The 18,999-nt window shown below is 63.6% G+C and carries 17 protein-coding genes; 7 read left to right on the top strand and 10 right to left on the bottom strand.

The window, feature by feature from the left end; all coding sequences use genetic code 11:
• Positions 1–210: 210 nt before the first annotated feature.
• Genes ACX80A_RS01720 through ACX80A_RS01730 form a run of 3 tightly spaced genes read right to left on the bottom strand, consistent with a single transcriptional unit; the run spans position 211 to position 3,671 of the window.
• On the bottom strand, positions 211–702 hold the full coding sequence (locus tag ACX80A_RS01720) for a PTS sugar transporter subunit IIA (protein WP_459257970.1): 492 nt from the start codon (positions 700–702) through the stop codon (positions 211–213).
• Between the two features lie 55 nt (positions 703–757).
• Entirely contained in the window at positions 758–2,482 is a 1,725-nt protein-coding gene (locus ACX80A_RS01725; RefSeq protein ID WP_459257971.1) for a glycerol-3-phosphate dehydrogenase/oxidase, read from the bottom strand.
• A 49-nt stretch (positions 2,483–2,531) separates the two neighbouring features.
• Complete coding sequence (locus ACX80A_RS01730) at positions 2,532–3,671, bottom strand: GuaB3 family IMP dehydrogenase-related protein (protein ID WP_459257972.1); 1,140 nt, start codon at positions 3,669–3,671, stop codon at positions 2,532–2,534.
• 186 nt (positions 3,672–3,857) lie between these two features.
• Here ACX80A_RS01730 and ACX80A_RS01735 point away from each other — a divergent pair, with 186 nt between their 5' ends.
• Positions 3,858–4,301, top strand: coding sequence for a MarR family winged helix-turn-helix transcriptional regulator (locus ACX80A_RS01735; protein WP_459257973.1), 444 nt, complete (start codon positions 3,858–3,860; stop codon positions 4,299–4,301).
• A 70-nt stretch (positions 4,302–4,371) separates the two neighbouring features.
• The gene (locus tag ACX80A_RS01740) at positions 4,372–4,650 is read left to right on the top strand and encodes a hypothetical protein (protein WP_459257974.1); all 279 of its coding nucleotides are present in this window, start codon (positions 4,372–4,374) and stop codon (positions 4,648–4,650) included.
• Between the two features lie 9 nt (positions 4,651–4,659).
• Here ACX80A_RS01740 and ACX80A_RS01745 read toward each other — a convergent pair whose 3' ends face one another.
• The 6 genes from ACX80A_RS01745 to ACX80A_RS01770 all read right to left on the bottom strand — a co-directional run bounded on the left by ACX80A_RS01745 (position 4,660) and on the right by ACX80A_RS01770 (position 11,014).
• A complete protein-coding gene (locus tag ACX80A_RS01745) occupies positions 4,660–6,513 on the bottom strand; it encodes an ABC transporter ATP-binding protein (protein WP_459257975.1) in 1,854 nt (617 codons plus the stop codon).
• 34 nt (positions 6,514–6,547) lie between these two features.
• Positions 6,548–8,074 carry an IMP dehydrogenase gene (gene guaB, locus ACX80A_RS01750; protein WP_459257976.1) on the bottom strand — a complete coding sequence of 509 codons (1,527 nt, stop codon included), beginning with the start codon at positions 8,072–8,074 and terminating at the stop codon, positions 6,548–6,550.
• 279 nt (positions 8,075–8,353) lie between these two features.
• Positions 8,354–9,961, bottom strand: coding sequence for a chaperonin GroEL (gene groL, locus ACX80A_RS01755; protein ID WP_459257977.1), 1,608 nt, complete (start codon positions 9,959–9,961; stop codon positions 8,354–8,356).
• A 128-nt stretch (positions 9,962–10,089) separates the two neighbouring features.
• On the bottom strand, positions 10,090–10,386 hold the full coding sequence (gene groES, locus ACX80A_RS01760) for a co-chaperone GroES (RefSeq protein WP_026531894.1): 297 nt from the start codon (positions 10,384–10,386) through the stop codon (positions 10,090–10,092).
• Between the two features lie 205 nt (positions 10,387–10,591).
• Complete coding sequence (locus tag ACX80A_RS01765; protein WP_459257978.1) at positions 10,592–10,876, bottom strand: hypothetical protein; 285 nt, start codon at positions 10,874–10,876, stop codon at positions 10,592–10,594.
• A gap of 3 nt (positions 10,877–10,879) precedes the next feature.
• Complete coding sequence (locus ACX80A_RS01770) at positions 10,880–11,014, bottom strand: hypothetical protein (RefSeq protein WP_459257979.1); 135 nt, start codon at positions 11,012–11,014, stop codon at positions 10,880–10,882.
• Between the two features lie 148 nt (positions 11,015–11,162).
• On the opposite strand from ACX80A_RS01770, the gene ACX80A_RS01775 reads away from it, so the two are divergent.
• From ACX80A_RS01775 to ACX80A_RS01785, 3 genes are all read left to right on the top strand, one after another.
• On the top strand, positions 11,163–12,821 hold the full coding sequence (locus ACX80A_RS01775; RefSeq protein ID WP_459257980.1) for a peptide chain release factor 3: 1,659 nt from the start codon (positions 11,163–11,165) through the stop codon (positions 12,819–12,821).
• Positions 12,796–14,070 carry a class I SAM-dependent methyltransferase gene (locus ACX80A_RS01780; protein ID WP_459257981.1) on the top strand — a complete coding sequence of 425 codons (1,275 nt, stop codon included), beginning with the start codon at positions 12,796–12,798 and terminating at the stop codon, positions 14,068–14,070. Before ACX80A_RS01775 ends, ACX80A_RS01780 begins: the two co-directional genes overlap by 26 nt.
• 219 nt (positions 14,071–14,289) lie before the next feature.
• Positions 14,290–14,565 carry a hypothetical protein gene (locus ACX80A_RS01785; RefSeq protein WP_459257982.1) on the top strand — a complete coding sequence of 92 codons (276 nt, stop codon included), beginning with the start codon at positions 14,290–14,292 and terminating at the stop codon, positions 14,563–14,565.
• A 183-nt stretch (positions 14,566–14,748) separates the two neighbouring features.
• Here ACX80A_RS01785 and ACX80A_RS01790 read toward each other — a convergent pair whose 3' ends face one another.
• Positions 14,749–15,765 (bottom strand): LacI family DNA-binding transcriptional regulator, encoded by a 1,017-nt coding sequence (locus tag ACX80A_RS01790; protein ID WP_459257983.1) that lies wholly within the window; start codon positions 15,763–15,765, stop codon positions 14,749–14,751.
• Positions 15,766–15,998: 233 nt separating this feature from the next.
• Between ACX80A_RS01790 and ACX80A_RS01795 the strand changes: the two genes are divergently transcribed.
• Positions 15,999–18,068 (top strand): beta-galactosidase, encoded by a 2,070-nt coding sequence (locus ACX80A_RS01795; protein WP_459257984.1) that lies wholly within the window; start codon positions 15,999–16,001, stop codon positions 18,066–18,068.
• The gene (locus ACX80A_RS01800) at positions 18,046–18,984 is read left to right on the top strand and encodes a carbohydrate ABC transporter permease (protein ID WP_459257985.1); all 939 of its coding nucleotides are present in this window, start codon (positions 18,046–18,048) and stop codon (positions 18,982–18,984) included. Before ACX80A_RS01795 ends, ACX80A_RS01800 begins: the two co-directional genes overlap by 23 nt.
• Positions 18,985–18,999 lie beyond the last annotated feature (15 nt).

Below are 18,999 nucleotides of genomic sequence, written 5' to 3' on the forward strand. Positions count from 1 at the left end.
GGTCGGGCGATTGGTCGGAGGTTTGGTCGGAGGTTTGGTCGGAGCAGGGATCGAGAACAACATTCGTTGCTGAGCGGGTCTGATGCCGGTCTCTGGGTGAGCAACGTGGACCGGCGGGGTCAGCCCAGACGAGCGGGAGGGAAAGGTCGCCCACCGATGTCTAGTTCCCTCACCGAATCCGCGACAACTGCGAAGGACAGAACCGAGCCCTCAGTGGTCGAAAAAGACGAGGGTCGAGTTGATCAGCTCGGCAATCACTTCCGTGTCATGGGCACGCCGCAGCGACTCCCTGAAATTTTCCTTGAAGAGTGAGCGAGCAAGGGTGGCCAGCACCTCAAGGTGTTCGGAAAAGGACTGCGCTGGGGTGGCGATTAGCAGGATGAGGGTGGCCGGGCCGTCGACAGCACCGAAATCGAGGCTGTGACCGTATTTGGTGACCCCAACCGCGATGCTGGTCTGGGTCACGTACTCGCTACGAGCGTGGGGCAATCCCACCCCACCGGGCAGACCGGTGGCCATCTGGTGCTCCCGGGAATTGACCTGTGTCAGAAATCCTTCGAGCTGCGAAATACGCCCATTCTCAAATAGCCGGGTAGCCAGCTGGGTTGCCGCCTCTTCCTTCGAGGCGGCAACCATTTCCAGAATCACCAGTTCAGGGATGGTCAGTTTGGCGTCGTGATATTCAAGAGAACGCTCGGTCACAGTAGACCTCTCGCGGGTTGCGTTGGACAGGCGGCGCGGTGTCCGAACCGCTGTCCTAGCTTAGCGGCACAATATCTTCGACTCCCATCCGCGCGCTGTCGGCCAGGATGTCGTCGGGCTGTTCCTGGCTCAACCGCTCGGCAGCTACCCGCGCGAGGTAGTGCTTGACCTCGCGGTCAATCTGGGCGTCGCTCCACTCAAGGAAGGGCGCCATCAGGGCGGCGACGGCCGGGGCGGCCGACACGCCGCGGTCCCAGGACTCAATGGAAATCCTGGTCCGGCGGGTGAGCACGTCATCAATATGGCGCGCGTTTTCATGGGTGACCGCGTACACCACCTCGGCGCCCAGATAGTCGTCCGCCCCGGGCAGCGGCTCGCCGAGCTCCCGGTCCTCACGGATCAACGCAAGGACGTCCTCGGCGTGGCTTCCGTAGCGCTGCAGGAGATGCTCCACCCTGGCCACGTGGACTCCTGAACGTTCGGCCAGCCGGGCCCGCCTGTTCCAGGCGGCCTTGTATCCCTCGGCTCCCAGCAGGGGGACGGTCTCGGTGCAACTGGCGGGCACCCGTTCGTCGAGTGCCCTTGTCGCCTCATCGACCGCGTCCTTGGCCATCACCCGGTAGGTGGTCCACTTGCCTCCAGCTACCACCACGAGACCAGGAACAGGGTGCGCCACCACATGTTCGCGGGAGAGCTTGGCGGTGGAGTCGCTCTCGCCAGCCAGCAGCGGCCGGAGACCCGCGTAGACTCCTTCGACGTCTTCCCGGGTGAGCGGGCGCCGCAGCACCTTGTTGACGTGCTCGAGAATGTAGTCGATGTCTTTGGAGGACGCTGCGGGGTGAGCCTTATCCAGGTCCCAGTCGGTGTCAGTGGTCCCAATGATCCAGTGCCGCCCCCAGGGGATGACAAACAGGACCGATTTTTCGGTGCGCAGGATCAAGCCGACTGTGGACTGGAAGCGGTCCCGTGGAACCACCAGGTGGATCCCTTTCGAGGCGCGGACCTTCATCTGACCCCGGTCAGTCACCATCGCCTGCGTCTCGTCGGTCCAGACTCCCGTTGCATTGATGACCTGTTTGGCGCGAATGTCGAACTGCTCGCCGGATTCCTGGTCTTTCACCCGGGCACCGACCACCCGCTCCCCCTCCCGGAGGAAGTCGACAACAGTCACCCGGTTGGCCACCTTGGCGCCGTAGTGCCCGGCGGTGCGCACCATATTGACCACATACCGGGCGTCGTCCACCTGCGCATCGTAATAGCGGATCGAGCCCACCATTGCGTCGTTCTTCAGGCTGGGCGCTGCCCGCAGGGTGCCGCGGCGGGAGAGGTGCTTGTGCATTGGGACTCCCCGGGAGTTACCGGAGGTCATGCCCATCGTGTCGTAGAGCAGGATGCCTGCGCCGACGTAAGGGCGTTCAAAGAAGCGCCGGGTCAGCGGGTAGAGGAACGGCACGGGGCGGACCAGGTGAGGGGCAATCCGCTGGATCAGGAGGCCGCGTTCTTTCAGGGCCTCTTGCACCAGGGCAAAGTCGAGCATCTCAAGATACCGGAGGCCGCCGTGGATCAGTTTCGAGGACCGCGAGGACGTGCCCGAGGCCCAGTCCCGGGCCTCGACCATTCCCACGTCGAGTCCACGGGTTACGGCGTCGAGCGCTGAACCGGCGCCGACGACGCCGCCGCCGACAATCAGGATGTCCAGTTCTTTGCCGGACTCCGAGGTGGCTTTCAACGCTGCAATCGCGTCTTCACGGTTCTTGGGGCTCAGTACACCTGATGACATGGCGGCGATCCTTCGTCGGGTCCGATACTACGTCCCCCAACCTTAGCAATCAGCCGTTGGAAATGTAGGGGGAAAGGACCACTTCCACCCGCTGAAACTCCTTCAGATCCGAGTACCCGGTAGTGGCCATGGCCCGGCGCAAGGCGCCGATCACGTTGGAGGTCCCGTTGGTGTGGTGGGAGGGGCCCCACAACACCTCTTTGAGCGGACCGACCGTGCCGATATTCACCCGGTCACCGCGGGGAAGCTCATCGTGGTGGGCTTCCTGGCCCCAGTGCCAGCCCTTGCCGGGAGCTTCCTCGGCCCGGGCGAGCGCGGAACCAAGCATGACGGCGTCGGCGCCCATTGCGATGGCTTTGACAATGTCGCCACTGGCGCCCATTCCGCCGTCGGCAATTACATGCACGTAGCGGCCACCAGACTCGTCCATGTAGTCACGCCGGGCTGCTGCCACGTCGGAGATGGCCGAGGCAAGGGGAGAGTGGATGCCGAGGGCGCGGCGCGTCGTCGTCGTCGCTCCCCCGCCAAACCCGACCAGCACCCCGGCAGCGCCGGTGCGCATCAGGTGCAGCGCTGGGGTGTATCCTGCGGCCCCGCCAACGATGACTGGGACGTCAAGTTCGTAGATGAACTGTTTCAGATTCAAGGGCTGATCGTTTTTTGAAACGTGCTCGGCAGAGACTGTGGTGCCGCGGATCACGAAAATGTCGACTCCCGCGGCCAGCACGGTCTTGTAGAACTCCTGGGTGCGCTGCGGTGTCAGCGACCCCGCCACGGTGACGCCTGCCTCCCGGATTTCGGCGAGCCTGCTGGTGATCAGGCCCTCCTGAATGGGGGCGCTGTAGATTTCCTGCATCCTGCGGGTGGCAGTTGGGCTGAAGTTCTCGGTGCTGAGGCCAGCGATCTCGTCAAGGACGGGTTGCGGGTCCTCATACCGGGTCCACAAACCCTCAAGGTTGAGCACCCCGAGACCGCCGAGGCGACCCATGGCGATGGCGGTCGCCGGCGACATGGCGGAGTCCATCGGCGCTGCAATGACTGGCATCTCAAACTGGTACGCATCAATCTGCCACTGCACCGACACGTCATACGGGTCGCGGGTGCGGCGGGACGGGACCACCGCAACGTCATCGAGCGAATACGCCCTGCGTCCGCGCTTGCCTCGGCCAATTTCTATCTCGTTAGTCACCCCCCAAGGTTATCCCAGGGGAGCAGACCGGGGGTCCTCGGCGGTGACACAGAGCCTTCCCGACCCTCAAGGTGCTAAGCGTGCTTTCTTTTTCAGCGCAAAGGGGACTAGGGTTGAAGGCGTCCGGGACGCGGGAACCGGTACGGTCCTCGTCCATCGACCTCCACCACTGAAGGAAGTATCCACATGCAGGAGCTGGAGCAGTGGCCCACTGGAAGGCTGCTAACCACGGCCGCACGTCTGGTCGATCACGCCTGGAACGCGGGCCTGGTAGATCTTGGTCTCACCCACGCTGGTTACACCGCGCTCCGCGTGCTGGAAGATCAGGGCCCGATCAACCAGACACGGCTTGCCCAGCTGATTCGCGTGCAGAACCAGACCATGGGCAAGACCATCGAGAAGCTGCAGGCCAATGGGTATGTTTACCGCGTGCGGGGCGAGCTGGACCAGCGGATCCAGATGGTCTCGCTATCCGATGCAGGCAAGAACGCGCTGGCCAGCGCGCAGACCATCGAGCAAACGCTGATTGTTGGCGGCGGGCTCCTGTCGGAAACCCTGCGCGCGGAACTGCGTAACCTGATTGAAGAGTTGGGCGCCGGACGCGCTCGCGGGCCTCAGACCGTCAGCTAACCGCTCATCTTTCAACGTAGACTGCCCTGTGCAAGAGAGTTTCGAACACAATTGTCGAAAGGTACGGGCGATGGGCGATAAGAGCAGGCTTTCACCGGAGCAGTCGTTTCCGGCAGATCTGGCACCCCTGGAGGACAGCCAGGTAGAGGTTCTCAACAGCAAGATCAACCGCCAACTGGATCTCGAATATGTTGAGGACCATGAAGTCGATCCCGAAACTGAGTCCCGCTACGAAGAGCTGAAGGCCGAGCTCGACTACCGGGCGGCCGAGGACAAAGTGCCGCCAGCGGATGGGCGGGGCGCCCTCGGGTCTTCGACCCATGAGCCGAAGGATAAGGCTCCCGCCTGAGTCCTCAGCTCACGTCCTGGTGGTGGGGTGGGGATCCAGACCCAATTGGCTTTCAAACATCCTGAAATACCGACCCCGGAGAGTTACCAACTCAGCGTGCGTACCGGACTCCGCCACCTGGCCCTCCTCCAGCATGTAGATGACGTCGGCCTTTTCGATAGTCGCAAGCCTGTGGCTGATAGCGATGATGGTGTGGTCTTTATCGGCAAAAAGCCTGCTGAAGATCCGGTGTTCGGCCAGGGCGTCAATTGCCGACGTCGGCTCGTCCATCACAATGAACGGGGCGCCGCGGTAGAAGTTGCGTGCCATGGCGAGGCGTTGCCATTGTCCGCCGGATACCCCGCTCCCCTTGCGCCCCTTGGGGTCTTCCAGCCAGTTGCTGACGAAGCTCTCGAACCCGTTCGGTAGGCTTTGGATGAAGTCGTTGGCTTCCGCATCGTGTGCCGCGCGCTCGACGCGGACGTCATCCCTGGGCTGGGACACGTCCCCGAAGTAAATGTTGTTGGCCGCCGTCGCAAACTCATACTTCAGGAAATCCTGCGACATGACCGCGAGATGCTGGTGCCAAGCCCTGATATCGATGGTTGTGAGGTCCTTTCCATCCACGAGCACCCGGCCGGACTCCGGCTGGTAGAGCCCAGCCAGGATCCTGATGAGCGTCGATTTTCCTGCCCCGTTTTCCCCGACGATAGCTATGTGCTGGCCAGCCGTGATGGTCAGGGAAACGCCTTTGAGAACCTGGGTGTTCCCTCCGGTGTACGTGTACGTGATGTCCTCCAACCGAACCTCGGTGGGCGGCTCCGGGATGGCCACGCCGCCTCCGGTCGCCACCGGATACTTCATGAAATCCTCGTAGTCCTTGAGGTTAGCGAGGTCCTCATCGATGGAGCTGAGCGAGCTCACGAGCGCATTCGCGGTGGTGAGGGCCCGGCTGACTATCTGCTGAATGTAGAGGAACTGTCCCACGGGCTGGGTGCGGGCGATAATCTGCCCGACCACCCAGATCAGGGCCACCACTTCGGCACCGTATTGCAGGGCGTCGGCGAGCAGCTGTTTAGGGATGTAGCGTTTCTGGAATTCGAGGCGGCGCAGTTCGTCGGCGTCGCGCAGCCGGGAGCGCAGGTCCATCAGATACTCCACTATGCCGTACAGCCTCATCTCGGCAATGTGTTGCGGGCGGATCAGGTTCGTTTCGATTAGCCTGCGCTGCCGCCGTGAATCCACCTGGGTATTCCAGTGGGCCATCTGCTCGCGGGAGAGCTTGAACTGCAGATAAACGCTGGGAATGACCGCAATCAACACGACCAGAGCCACCCACCAGCTGACCAGCAACAGCGCCCCGATGGCCAATACCACCGAGGCTAGCTGGGTGAAGATTGCCGCAATGCGGTCCAGAACCCTTGCATAGGAATCCGAGAAACGTTTGGCCCGGTCGTAGAGGTCAACGGTGTCCTTATCGTCATACCGCCAAAACTCGAGGGAGAGGAATCGCTCATACATCAGGTCTCCCACCACGGCGCCAACCCTGAAGCTCATCACCTGTTGGATGTACCGGTCCACGCTGGTGAACGCACCCCAGAACAGGCCCAGGCCCGCGGTGATCAGGACATAGACCACTGCCCGTTGGCCTGCGTCGGGGCTCCCCACGTAGGCCTCTGCGAGGGCAGTGGTGGTCAGCGCAGCAAAGTAGGTGGTCACCAACGGCAGGACCGCTGCTATCAATGAGCCCAGGACCTTCATCACGACGGCGCCGGGTGAGGCGTTGAAGCTTACCTTCAGGACCTGCCCCACGGCCCGTGCGTAGGGGCCGATCGACAGCCTCGGCCGCGGAGCGCGCGGAGGTCGAAGCTCACTATCGGTCATGGATTCCGCCGGTCATGACGCCTGGGCCCAGGCGTTACTTGGTGCCGTAGTTGGGGGCCTCGACGGTCATCTGGATGTCGTGTGGGTGAGATTCCTTCAGCCCAGCCGAAGTGATGCGCACAAACTTGCCCTTCGCCTTCAACTCCCCGATGGTACGTGCACCGGTATAGAACATGGTCTGGCGTAACCCACCCACCAACTGGTAGGCCACCGACGCCAGCGGACCGCGGTAGGCAACCCGCCCCTCGACGCCCTCGGGGATCAGCTTGTCATCGCCCGTGACGTCCGCCTGGAAATAACGGTCCTTGGAGTAGGAGGTGTTTTTGCCGCGGGTCTGCATCGCACCCAAGGATCCCATGCCGCGGTACGTTTTGTACTGTTTGCCGTTGACGAAAATCAATTCGCCGGGGGCTTCTGCGGAGCCAGCCAGCAGGGAACCCAGCATCACGGTATCGGCTCCGGCGACGAGCGCTTTGCCGATGTCGCCCGAGTACTGGAGGCCGCCGTCGGCGATCACTGGCACACCGGCAGGGATTGCTGCCTTGGCCGACTCGTAGATAGCGGTGACCTGGGGCACTCCGACACCAGCAACGACCCGGGTGGTGCAGATCGAGCCTGGACCGACACCCACCTTGATGCCATCCGCGCCAGCATCGATTAGCGCCTGCGCGCCGTCCCGGGTGGCTGCCTGGCCACCGATGATGTCGACGTGGGCGAGGGACCGTTCGGCTTTGAGCCGGGCTACCATCTCAAGGACGCCGGTGCTGTGACCGTTGGCGGTGTCGACGAAGAGCGCGTCAACACCAGCGTCGACCAAAGCCATGGCGCGCTCCCAGCCGTCGCCGAAGAAACCGATCGCCGCGCCGACCCGGAGCCGGCCCTCATCGTCCTTGGTGGAGAGCGGGTACTGTTCGGCTTTTGTAAAGTCCTTAACCGTTATCAGTCCGCGGAGAACGCCGTCGGTGTCTACTAGCGGGAGTTTCTCGATCTTGTTTTTGGCCAGCAGACCGATCGCATCTTCCCCGCTGATCCCGACCTGCCCGGTCACGAGCGGCATGGGTGTCATGACGGCGCGGACCAGGCGGTGGGGCCATTCGTGTTCGGAGACGAACCGGGTGTCGCGGTTCGTGACGATCCCCAGCAGCCGGCCGTCGTCGTCGACCACCGGCAGACCGGAGACCCGGTAGTGTCCACACAGCTCGTCGAGTTCGGCCAGGGTGGCGTCGGGGCCAATGGTGACGGGGTGGGCAATCATGCCGGATTCGCTGCGCTTGACCCGGTCCACCTGCTCGGCCTGATCCTGGATGGAGAGGTTCCGGTGAATGACGCCGAGACCACCCTGACGGGCCATGGCAACGGCCATCCTCGCTTCGGTGACGGTGTCCATGGCCGAGGACAACAAAGGAGTCTTGACGGTGATGCGCTTGGAGACGCGCGAGCTGGTGTCGGCTTCCGACGGAATCACGTCGGTGAGGCCGGGCAGGAGCAGGACGTCGTCGTATGTCAGCCCAACGAATCCGAAGGGGTCGTGGGTTTCGTCACGCTGGGACGGGTGGCTCACTGCGTCGCCTCTTTCTCAGATGGTCTTTCGGTAGCAGCTGGCCGAGGGATGGTCGGACTGCCAGACTCTAATCCTAAAACGATTGCAGGGTGCACCCTATTCCGGGAGCGTGCAGTTGGACACAACTGTAGTCACGACGAAAATCCCGAGTAAAAGATGGTCCGCAAAAGCTCTCATTGGTTGTGGGGCCTCCGGGGCTCGCTGACCACTCATGACAGCACCCCCGGTCCACAGACCGGGGGTGCTGTCATGCCGAGCGGCACTAGTACCTCTGGAGGATTAGTGGCTGTGACCCTCGTCGTCGTCGGTCTCAGGCTTCTCGACCACGAGTGTTTCGGTGGTGAGAATCAGGGCCGCGATGGATGCCGCGTTCCGCAGCGCGGAGCGAGTGACCTTTACGGGGTCGATGATCCCGGCGTCAACCAGGTTCTCGTACTCGCCGGTGAGAGCGTTGAAGCCGTGTCCTGGCTCCAGCTCCTCCACCCGGTGCACCACAACGTAGCCTTCGTGTCCAGCATTTTCGGCGATCCAGCGCAGCGGCTGAGCCAGTGCACGGCGGACCAGGTTGATGGCAGTTGCGGCGTCGCCTTCAAGGGCGAGTACCGACGCATCGGTATCTAGTGCCTTCGAGGCGTGGATCAGCGCGGCGCCGCCGCCAGCGACGATGCCCTCGTCGAGTGCGGCACGTGTCGCTGACACGGCATCCTCGATGCGGTGCTTCTTTTCCTTGAGCTCAACCTCGGTGGCTGCGCCAACCTTGATGACTCCGATGCCTCCGGCCAGCTTGGCCAGGCGTTCCTGAAGCTTCTCACGGTCCCAATCGGAATCGGTGCGCTCAACTTCCGCACGGATCTGGGCGACGCGGTCTGCAACATCGGACTCGCTACCGATGCCGTCGACAATGGTGGTGGTGTCCTTGGTGACGGTGATCCGGCGTGCCGAACCCAGCACTTCGAGACCCACCTGGTCTAGCTTGAGGCCGAGGTCAGGCGAAACCACCTGAGCGCCGGTCAGCGTGGCGATGTCCTGGAGCATGGCCTTGCGGCGATCACCGAAGCCCGGCGCCTTGACCGCAACGACGTTCAGCGTGCCGCGGATCTTGTTCACCACGAGGGTGGACAGCGCTTCGCCGTCGATATCCTCAGCGATGATGAACAGCGGCTTGCCCGCCTGCAGCGCCTTCTCCAGCAGCGGGAGGAATTCCTGCAGCGAGGAAATCTTGCCGGAGTTGATCAGGATGAGTGCATCTTCGAGCACTGCTTCCTGACGCTCGGCGTCGGTGATGAAGTAGGGGCTGAGGAAGCCCTTGTCGAACTGCATGCCCTCGGTGAGGACCAGTTCGGTCTGCGTGCTTGAGGACTCTTCGATGGTGATGACGCCATCCTTGCCGACCTTCTCGAAGGCTTCAGCGATCAGCTCGCCGACCTCGGAGCTCTGAGCTGAGATGGAGGCGACGCTGGCGGTCTGCTGACCGACAACTTCGCGGGCGTTCTCGAGCAGGCGGGCGGCTACGGCCTCAATGGAGACCTCGATGCCGCGCTTGAGCTGCGAGGGGGCAGCGCCGGCCGCAACGTTGCGCAGGCCTTCGGCGACCAGTGCCTGTGCAAGCACTGTGGCGGTGGTGGTTCCGTCGCCAGCAATGTCGTTGGTCTTGGTGGCCACTTCCTTGGCGAACTGTGCGCCAAGGTTCTCGAACGGGTCGTCCAATTCGATCTCGCGGGCGATGGTCACGCCGTCGTTGGTGATCGTGGGGGCGCCCCACTTCTTGTCGAGCACGACGTTGCGGCCGCGGGGGCCGAGCGTCACCTTGACGGTGTCAGCTAGCTTGTTGACTCCCGCTTCCAGTGCGCGGCGTGCAGCGTCATCAAACTTCAACTGCTTTGCCATGATGTGTTTCCTCTTCCATTGTGCAAATTCTGCATGTGCAATACCTGGTACTGCTGGTGGTCTTGGTGCGTCTTCACGCACCGACGAGAGAACCCCGGCCTGTGTGGCCGGGGTTCTCTCGGGACGAACTACTTAACGACGATCGCCAGAACGTCGCGGGCCGAAAGTACAAGGTACTCCTGGCCTGCGTGCTTGACTTCGGTTCCGCCGTACTTGGAGTAGATGACAATGTCGCCTTCGGCTACATCGACAGGAACGCGGTTTCCGTTATCGTCAACGCGGCCTGGGCCTACTGCAACAACTTCGCCCTCCTGGGGCTTTTCCTTGGCAGTATCCGGGATAACCAGACCCGAAGCAGTGGTCTGCTCGGCTTCCAGTGGGCGGACAACAATACGATCCTCAAGAGGCTTAATAGAGACCGACACGCGGACCTCTCCTTCGCTTGGGTGACAAATGGAATTAAGGCCTTCGGCTGGCGCTGACCGTCGTCGCGGTGCCGGCTCACGCTTCCCTGAAGGAGTTAGCAACCTCATGGTGAGAGTGCCAAGTCTGACTTTATGCATTGGTTAGCACTCGGTCAAGGTGAGTGCCAGATTGCGCTCGCAGCGCAGCGTGCTTCTGCGGTGTTGCCTAGGGGTTCACGTCGCGGATGATCGCAGCCCGGCCCAGCCCTGCGGCCATCCCGACGACGACGGCGAGGATCGCAGACAGGGCAACGCCCGTCCCGGGAAGTATCAGGGCCGTCGTTGCAGCGGCCAGGCCCGCGAAGACCAGCGGCGCCGCAATAAAAGCCGCCACGAGGAGGCTGACCACCATGGTGAAACCCCAGATCGTCACAGCCCCTGAGTTCGGGCCGGTGATTTCGCTGACCGTACTGAAGATCAGGGTGGAGAGCCCCCAGGCACCGAAGGTCACCAGCTAGCCCCTCAGGAAGGCATGCGGGCCGAGGACCACCCGCGGGCCGGCGAGTCCCGGCTTCTCCCCGTATCGGCGCAGCAGGATGGCGTCGTTGTCGGGGCGCTCGTACCGGTGCTGGCCATCCCCACTGTCCATGGTTGAACATTAGTCCTTCCGTCCTGCCCATCGGGGAGGGTGTTTCGGTGGGCAGGCACGTTCATGCCCGCCGAAAGCCACCTCCCGGTGAGCAGCCGCGCTTCGACGCGGTTACATTCCGCCCCGTAGACTGGGGAGCTGGCCTTCAATGGCCCTCCCATCATCTTTCGAAAGCAGTTTCGTGACCCAGCAGGTACAGGCCTCAGCCCGGAGCCACAGCGGCATCGCCCAGGAGGCTTCCCGCCGTCGGACGTTCGCCGTCATTTCGCACCCCGACGCCGGCAAGTCGACGCTGACCGAAGCCCTCGCCCTGCACGCCAGGGTGATTGGCACGGCCGGTGCCACCAACGGCAAGGAAAACCGCAGGGAAACGGTCTCCGACTGGATGCAGATGGAGAAAGACCGCGGCATTTCCATCAGCTCCACGGCGCTGCAGTTCTCCTACCGCGACACTGTCATCAACCTGCTGGACACTCCTGGCCACTCGGACTTCTCCGAGGACACCTACCGCGTGCTCGCCGCCGTGGATTGCGCTGTCATGCTGATCGATGCTGCCAAGGGTCTCGAGACGCAGACCATGAAACTCTTCGAGGTTTGTCGGCAACGCAACATCCCGATCATCACCGTCATCAATAAGTGGGACCGGCCCGGCCTGGATACCCTCGCACTGATGGATGAGATCACCGAACGCACCGGGTTGATTCCCATGCCCCTGACCTGGGCGGTCGGTATTGCCGGGGACTTCCGCGGCGTCTGGGACCTGCAGCGTGATGAATTTGTCCGGTTCACCCGCAAGAATGCTGGCGCCTCCCTCGCCATCGAGGAGCACCTCACGTCCGCCGAGGCACTGGCCCAGGAGGGCGACGCCTGGACCGACGCGCTGGATGAAGCCTCACTGGTGATCGAATCGAACCAGCCGTTCGACAAGGAAAGTTTCCACGCCGGCACCGGCACCCCCGTCCTGTTTTCGTCGGCTGTCCTGAATTTTGGGGTCCAGCACATTCTTGACACCCTGGTCGATCTGGCACCCGCGGCCGGGCCGCGCAAGGACATCAACGGCGACGCCCGCCCGGTGGACGCACCATTCTCCGGCTTCGTCTTCAAGGTGCAGGCCGGCATGAACCGTGCCCACCGCGACCATGTGGCGTTCATCAGGGTGTGCTCGGGCGTCTTCGAGCGCGGCATGGTAGTCACCCACGCCAACTCGGGCAAGACCTTCGCCACCAAGTACGCCCAGCAGTTATTCGGCCGCGAACGGGAGGTAATCGACGAAGCCTGGCCTGGCGACGTTGTCGGGCTGGTCAACGCGTCGGCCCTGCGCATGGGTGACAGCCTCTATGTTGAGGAGCCGGTGGAGTATCCCCCGATCCCGCTCTTCAGCCCCGAGCATTTCCGGGTGGCCCGGTCCAAGGACCCCAGCCGGTTCAAGCAATTTCGGCGTGGGATCGAGCAGCTTGGCCATGAGGGCATCATCCAGGTGCTGCGCTCGGACCTCCGCGGCGATCAGGCCCCGGTGCTGGCGGCCGTGGGCCCCATGCAGTTCGAAGTGGTGGCGGACCGGATGGAGCACGACTTCAGCGCCCCCATGCGGATGGAGCCTCTGCAGTACTCGCTGGCACGCCTCACCACCCACGATGCGCTAGCAGCGCTAAGCGCGATCCGCGGCACCGAGGTGTTGATCCGGTCCGACGGCGAGTACCTCGCCCTGTTCAACGACATCTGGGCGCTCCGCCGGGTGGAGAAGAACTCACCGGAGATTACCCTGAGCACCATCGGCACTGATGCCGGGGATTCCCGGGGCTACTGAGATGGCCGACGGCGCCGCCTCCGCTGCCCCGGACTTGATCGCACCGCTGTTGACGCCTGCCGGTTGGGAGCTGCTCAATTCGCTTGAGCCCTACGACGAGGCCGACTCCCTCCGGCTGGGCACGGCTCTACGGCGGGCCGGTCATGATCCGTCGATCATCTCGGCCGCCCTCACCCAGTCCCGACTCCGGGCCAAGGCTGAAACGAAATTTGGGCCGTTCGCTGCCCGCATGCTGTTCACCACCGCTGGCCTGGAGCAGGCCACCCGCCTGGGGGTGGCAGCCCGTCACGCCGAGCGGTATGTCACTGCGGGCCTGACGCGGGTCGCCGATCTGGGCTGCGGGATCGGCGCCGACGCGATTGCTCTGGCGAGCCTGGACCGGGAGGTGACCGCTGTGGAGATTGACGAAACCACCGCGGCGGCCGCGACAATAAATCTTATGCCCTGGCCCAATGCAACGGTGGTGGGCGGCGATGCTGAGTCATTCGACCTCACCGACTACGACGGCGTGTGGCTGGACCCGGCCCGCCGGACCACCTCGACCTCGGGCACCACGAGACTCTTCGACCCCGAGGCATTCTCTCCTCCCCTGTCATTCGTCGAGAGGCTCGCCGACAGCGGCACCCCGGTCGGCGTGAAGCTAGGCCCGGGGATCCCGCACGGCGCCGTGCCGGCTGGCTGCGAGGCGCAGTGGGTTTCGGTGGACGGCGACGTCACCGAGGTGACCCTCTGGTTCAATTCCCTCAAACGGCCCGACGTGCGCCGTTCAGCGCTCGTCATCAGCTCACACGGGGCCGCCGAACTCACCAGTGCAGCAGATTTCGACGACGAAGCCCGCCCCCCGGTCGGTGCTCCGGAGGGGTACCTGTATGAACCGGACGGCGCGGTGATCCGCGCGGGTCTGGTGGCCGACGCCGCGCGCCAATTAGGCGGCCATCTACTGGACCCGCGGATTGCCTACATTTGCGCGCCGAACCTACAGGACACGCCGTTTGCCCGCGCTTACCAGGTGATCGATGTAATGCCGTTCAACGTAAAGGCCCTTAAAATCTGGGTGCGGGAGAACGGGATCGGCGTGCTCGACATCAAGAAGCGCGGGACCTCGGTCACGCCGGAGGAACTGCGCCGACAGCTGCTGGCGGGGTCGGGCAAGAACCGTAAGACCTCTGCAAAGAAGAAGGCCACCCTTGTCCTAACCCGGATCGGCGACGACCGGGTGGCGATCGTCGTCGAGCCGGTAACCGGCTAGTACCTCCCTCTCGCCGTATGGTGGGCATCCGCTGCGCTGGAGCCGCGCGACGTCGTCGCCCGTTTTGATGAGCAACCTCGACATTCGAGGCCACAATTTCCTGCCCCGCTGGCTCGTTTCACGCCCCCGGTCCAGATAGCTCACCACAACAGGCCGCCACGGGCGCCGGTGGGCACAGGTCCGCCGAAAAATGTCGGTGCCGGGTGGAACAGTCAAGCCATGGAAGCGAACACGCCCTGTATCGAGATCATTTTGCGAACGTTCCTTGCGGACGTCAGTATGGGCCGGAGCCACTATGTTGGCGCCCGGTACTGCCGGGTGCTGGAGCACCTGTGCCACTACCTGGAGACGGTCGACGCCAACGCGGTACTGGGCACCGAATCGGGGACCTTGCTTGCCGCGGAGCGTGAGTTCCACCCACGCGGTGCATTTCTCCGGCTGTTCACCGTCGACGATCTGGTCTTCTGCCTGCCGGGCTTCCTCGACAACAGGTGACTGATGGCGAATCCGACGGATTCGCGTACTCAGGTCAGCTTGACCGACCGGCTGCTGCGCTGGGTTCGGCGCCGCTACCCGGACGACATGTTCTACTGCGCCTGCGGGATCCACGAGTGCACTGAGGCGATCAGACGTGCTCGACGGCAAATGCGGCGATGAGGCCTGACGGTGCGCAGCTCCTCAGGCCGATCCCCGCCACATCACCGACGTCTCCAGCACTTCCGCCGGGCTCGGTAACCCCCTGATCTGGGCCAGCACCAGCTCCGCCGCCCGCTTGCCCAGGAGATCCGCAGGCTGCCTGACGGTCGACAGTTGCGGCCTGCACCGCAGCGCCCAACTGCTGTCATCGAAGCCGACAATCCCGACGTCATGAGGAACTTGGCGGCCGCTTTCCTGGAGGGCTGTCATTGCCCCGGCGGCCACAGCATCGGATGCGGCAAAGACGCCGTCGAGATCAGGCCGACGCCTCAGCAGTTCCTGCATTCCCTCCAGCCCGAACCCGTACGTGTACAGCGGGTACTCCACCACCAGTCCGGGATCGAACAGGTCCCCCATTGCGGTTTTGAACCCGGCAAGCCGGTCCTGGCCTGAGTCACGATCAAGCGCGCAGGCGATCATGCCCACCCGGGTGCGCCCGGTGCCGAGCAGCCGGGCGGTAATCGCCTCGGCCGCCGCTGCGTTGTCGATAGCAACGTACGGAATGTCGGGGATCCCCGGGGGGTGTCCGACGAAAGCCGCTGGCACACCAAGATTCTTGACCGCCAGTGCTATGGGGTCAGACGCCCTCGCCGAGACAATCACCGCACCGTCCACGAGGCCGCCCTGGAGATAATCGGCAACCCTGCGGCTGTCCCGTTCGGAGTCGATGATGAGGGAGACCATCTGGTAGTCGGCGGCAGACAACACGGCGTTGGCCCCCAACAGGATCGACCCGATGTTGGGGTCTTCAAACAGTAGCGAGTGAGGTTCATGGATGATCAGTCCGATGGCCCCGGATTGCTGACGGACCAGATTCCTGGCCATCGAGTTCCGCACATAGCCGACCCGGAGGATCGCCTCCTCCACGGCGAGTTTAGCGTCCTCGGACACGTAGCGTTCCCCGTTAACCACCCGCGACACCGTTCCCCGGGACAGCCCGGCCGCCGACGCAACATCGTTGATGGTTGCCCTGCGGATGCGCGTGCGCGTTGACTCCATACCTGTACTTTAGCCGAGCATTTATCTGCCCCCCGCGGGTCGCTCCGCCTCCGCCACGCACCCGCCGCCCGGTAATGTCGTTGACAATCAAATGTGATGTGGATTACTCTGGGAACGTTCACAGAATCTCGATGGCGAGCTCGCTTGTTCGGATCTGGGAGCGTTCACAGAGCGCGCCTGACTCCACGGTTTCCCTCGACTTGAACGTTCACGACCGACAACGAGGAGCCGGGTTGAATTCAAGCACCACCAGCGTCACAGACCTCTCCGGTGCCGGAGATCTGGTCTACGGCTGCGACTACAACCCCGAGCAATGGGATCCCGCCATCTGGCCAGAGGACATCCGGCTGATGAAGGAGGCGGGCGTCAACCTCGCCGCCATCAACATCTTCGGCTGGGCCGAGCTGGAACCCGCCGACGGCGTCGTCACCTTTGACCGACTGGACGAGGTCATCGGGCTGCTTCATGCCAACGGCATTTCGGTAAACCTTGGGACCGGCACCTCGTCCCCTCCCCCCTGGCTGACGACCCTGCACCCGGAGATCCTCCCGCAAATGGCTGACGGCACCCGTCGGTGGCCCGGCGGTCGCCAGGCGTGGTGCCCCAGCTCGCCGGTGTTCCGTAAGCGCGCTCTCGCGCTGGTTGAGCAGGTGGCGCGACGGTACGGCAGCCATCCCGCGGTGACCGTGTGGCACGTCTCCAACGAACTGGGTTGTCACAACGCCCTGTGTTACTGCGATATCTCGGCCGCAGCGTTCCGCCTTTGGCTGGAGGCCCGCTACACCACAGTCGAAGCACTCAACCTTGCCTGGGGGACTTCCTTCTGGAGCCAGCGCTATTCGGACTGGGCCCAGATCCTTCCCCCGCGGGCCACCATTTCGGCCCTTAACCCCACCCAGGAACTCGACTTCCAACGGTTCAGTTCCGACGCGTTGCTCGACTACTACCAAGCCGAGGCCGCGGTGATCAGGAGCCACAGTTCCATCCCCATCACCACCAACTTCATGGTTGCCGCCCACATCCGCAACCAGGACTACTGGACGTGGGCCCCTGAGATGGACATCATCGCCAATGACCATTACCTCGATCACAGGCTCAACGCGCCCCTGGCCGAGCTGGCTTTCGCCGCCGACACCACTCGCGGGCTCGCTCAGGGCCAGCCCTGGCTGCTGATGGAACACTCCACCGGCGCGGTGAACTGGCAACCCCGCAATGTTGCCAAGGGCCCGGGCGAGATGATCCGCAACTCGCTCGGACATCTGGCCCGTGGCGCTGACGGCCTCTGCTTCTTCCAGTGGCGCGCGTCGCTGCAGGGCAGCGAGAAGTTCCACTCCGCGATGCTCCCCCACGCCGGTACCGATTCGCAGACCTGGCGCGACGTCGTCGCCCTTGGCTCGTCTCTTGGGAAATTGCGTGAACTGGCGGGAACCACGGTGCACGCCGACGTGGCGATTGTCTTCAGCTGGGAGGCATGGTGGGCCCACGATCAACAGTCGCACCCGTCGGGCGACGTCAGCTACATCGACCAGGTCCACGCTTCCTACACGGCGCTGTGGGAAGCCGGACTCACTGTCGACGTCGTTGCGCCGGGCGCCCCCCTCTCCCGCTACAAGCTGGTGGTGGTTCCGAACCTGTATCTGATCCGGGATGAACATGCGGCCGTCATCAGGGATTTTGTCGACGACGGCGGGTCCGCCTTCATCACCTTCTTCAGCGGAATCGTTGACGAGAACGAAAGGGTGCGGCCCGGTGGGTACCCGGGAGCGTTCAGGGACCTGCTGGGCATCCGCTCGGAGGAGTTCTTCCCCCTCGACCCAGCGCATCCACTCACCCTCGACAACGGATCACCAGCCACCCTCTGGTCCGAGGCGCTCCGCCTGACCACGGCCGAAGCCATCCTGAGCTACGCCACCGGCAGCCACGTGGGAACGCCAGCGGTGACCCGCAACCACCAGGGCGCCGGTGAGGCCTGGTATGTCGCGACGGTGCTGGACGGAGGCGTCCTCAAGGACCTGCTGCTGCGCGCTGCGGTGACCGCCGGCGTGGTGCTCCCTGACATGCAGTCGGGTCTGGAGTCAGTCACCCGGCGCGGCAACGGCCACGAGTACGTCTTCCTCATCAACCACACCACCGAGGACCACAAGCACCGGGTCAGCGGCCTGGAACTGCTGACTGACGAGGCCGTGACTGGCGTCGTCGTCGTTCCCGCCGGCGCAGTCCGCGTCGTTCGCACCACACCAGAAATTCCGGACACCCACGGCCCAGCCCGGGGCCGAAAGGATGCAGGTTATGACAGTCATTAGCACTCCGGCCGAGGCACCGAAGGCGCCCCAGGTCGCGAGGAAGAACCGTTCGTCGGGGGCGCAGCGCCGCGCCGTCGCCCTGTTCATCGCGCCGTTCGGGCTCCTGTTCCTCGCCTTCTACGCCATTCCGATCGTCTACGCGATTGTGCAGTCGCTGCTCACTGTGGAGCGCGAGGGCACGTTCGGCGCACCCCGCCAGGTTTTCGGTGGACTCGTGCAGTACGAGCAGGTCTTTCAGGACAGCGCATTCTGGGCCTCGGTGGGCCGGGTGATGCTGTTCGGCGCCGTGCAGGTGCCCATCATGCTGGGGCTCGCGCTCTTGTTCGCCCTGCTGCTCGACTCACCCCTGTTGAAAGGAAAGAAGTTTTTCCGGCTCGCGTTCTTCGCCCCCTACGCCGTCCCGGGAGTCATCGCCGCCATCATGTGGGGGTTCCTTTACTCGCCGTCACTCTCACCCTTCGGCGCGGTGACATCGAACATCGACTTCCTGTCAGCGAACCTCGTGCTCTGGGCCATCGCCAACATTGTGACCTGGGTGTATGTCGGCTACAACATGCTCATCATTTATGCGTCACTGCTGGCGATCCCCACCGAAATCTACGAGGCCGCCCGGCTCGACGGCGCAAGCAACATCCAGATCGCGTGGCGCATCAAGATCCCCCTCGTGATCCCGGCGATCATCCTGACGGCGGTCTTCTCGATCATCGGCACCCTGCAGCTGCTCGCCGAACCGCAGACGCTGCGAAGCTTCAGCTCGGCGATCAATAGCACGTTCACGCCGAACCTCGCGGTCTACACCACCGCATCAGTGCCGAACTACAATCTCGCCGCAGCGTTTTCAGTGGTCCTGGCACTCGCCACGTTCATCCTCTCCTTCGTCTTCCTGAAGTCGACCCAGCGGAAGGTTACCCAGTGACGGCAGCCCCAGTCA

It is taken from the genome of Arthrobacter sp. TMN-50, assembly GCF_054511125.1.

Coding starts and splice junctions, on each gene's coding strand:
- ACX80A_RS01725 (WP_459257971.1), bottom strand. CDS start 2,482: ATGTCATCAGGTGTACTGAGCCCCAAGAACCGTGAAGACGCGATTGCA.
- ACX80A_RS01735 (WP_459257973.1), top strand. CDS start 3,858: ATGCAGGAGCTGGAGCAGTGGCCCACTGGAAGGCTGCTAACCACGGCC.
- ACX80A_RS01740 (WP_459257974.1), top strand. CDS start 4,372: ATGGGCGATAAGAGCAGGCTTTCACCGGAGCAGTCGTTTCCGGCAGAT.
- ACX80A_RS01745 (WP_459257975.1), bottom strand. CDS start 6,513: ATGACCGATAGTGAGCTTCGACCTCCGCGCGCTCCGCGGCCGAGGCTG.
- groL (WP_459257977.1), bottom strand. CDS start 9,961: ATGGCAAAGCAGTTGAAGTTTGATGACGCTGCACGCCGCGCACTGGAA.
- ACX80A_RS01770 (WP_459257979.1), bottom strand. CDS start 11,014: ATGGACAGTGGGGATGGCCAGCACCGGTACGAGCGCCCCGACAACGAC.
- ACX80A_RS01775 (WP_459257980.1), top strand. CDS start 11,163: ATGGCCCTCCCATCATCTTTCGAAAGCAGTTTCGTGACCCAGCAGGTA.
- ACX80A_RS01780 (WP_459257981.1), top strand. CDS start 12,796: ATGCCGGGGATTCCCGGGGCTACTGAGATGGCCGACGGCGCCGCCTCC.
- ACX80A_RS01785 (WP_459257982.1), top strand. CDS start 14,290: ATGGAAGCGAACACGCCCTGTATCGAGATCATTTTGCGAACGTTCCTT.
- ACX80A_RS01790 (WP_459257983.1), bottom strand. CDS start 15,765: ATGGAGTCAACGCGCACGCGCATCCGCAGGGCAACCATCAACGATGTT.
- ACX80A_RS01800 (WP_459257985.1), top strand. CDS start 18,046: ATGCAGGTTATGACAGTCATTAGCACTCCGGCCGAGGCACCGAAGGCG.